Consider the following 1,071-nt stretch of genomic DNA (forward strand, 5'->3'; position numbering starts at 1 on the left):
CTAGGCATACGCAAGCTTTCGGTTACAGGGCTTTTACCTTCTGTGGCCGGCCTTTCCAGACCGCTTCGCCTAACCTGCTTTTGCCATATCGACGTCCTACAACCCCGCTCCCCGAAGGGAGCGGTTTGGGCTTCTCCGCGTTCGCTCGCCGCTACTGACGGAATCACATTTTGTTTTCTTTTCCTCCAGGTACTTAGATGTTTCAGTTCCCTGGGTGTGCCTCCATATTGCCTATGTATTCAGCAATAGGTACGTAAGTATTACCTTACGTGGGTTTCCCCATTCGGACATCCCCGGATCGAAGCCTGCTTACGGCTCCCCGAGGCATTTTCGTAGTTCGCCACGTCCTTCATCGGCTCCTAGCGCCTAGGCATCCTCCGTGCGCCCTTATTAGCTTATCCACTTTGTTTGAAACCTTCGCAAGAAGGATTCAAACTCATCGATTCGCTTCTAAGATCACCTTTACAGATGTTCTTGCTCGATTCGTTTCGCTATCCAGTTTTCAAGGAACAACGATGCAAATTTCGTTATTGAGAAATTTGTCATCAGGTGCTATCGCTCAAAAGCGACATTTGCTATCTTACCACATCCGCCCGCATCATTTCAAGTCGAAATTTGTAGGTTTTTTGTGGAAGATTTGTTGGTGGAGCCAAGGAGGATCGAACTCCTGACCTCCTGCTTGCAAGGCAGGCGCTCTCCCAGCTGAGCTATGGCCCCAGATTCACCCCAAAAAGTGAAGCGTATGCTCCGAAGTCTATTCCGAATACTTTTCGGGGACCCCGATACAAAACTTCCTTTTAGAGTACTATGGTGGGCCTTAGTGGACTCGAACCACCGACCTCACCCTTATCAGGGGTGCGCTCTAACCAGCTGAGCTAAAGGCCCTCAGAACTTTGCATGCAAAGTTGAGTCTATTTCCTTGTATGGTTCCGCATTCGCGGATCCGCTTGGCAACGTCCTACTCTCCCAGGACCCTGCGGTCCAAGTACCATCGGCGCTGGAGGGCTTAACGGTCGTGTTCGGGATGGGAACGCGTGGATCCCCTCCGCCATCATCACCAAACGGATTGAA

At 51.0% G+C, this 1,071-nt stretch carries 2 tRNA genes and 2 rRNA genes; all 4 read right to left on the reverse strand.

Annotated elements, in window-relative coordinates:
• Positions 1-401, reverse strand: a 23S ribosomal RNA gene (locus FE783_RS37270); the annotation flags it as partial.
• Positions 402-641: 240 nt separating this feature from the next.
• Positions 642-717 (reverse strand) — tRNA-Ala (locus tag FE783_RS37275).
• 91 nt (positions 718-808) lie between these two features.
• Positions 809-885: transfer RNA gene (locus FE783_RS37280), tRNA-Ile, on the reverse strand.
• 60 nt (positions 886-945) lie between these two features.
• A 5S ribosomal RNA gene (gene rrf / locus FE783_RS37285) occupies positions 946-1,062 on the reverse strand.
• Positions 1,063-1,071: the final 9 nt, after the last annotated feature.

Source organism: Paenibacillus mesophilus (assembly GCF_005938385.1).
Taxonomy (GTDB): domain Bacteria; phylum Bacillota; class Bacilli; order Paenibacillales; family NBRC-103111; genus Paenibacillus_AB; species Paenibacillus_AB mesophilus.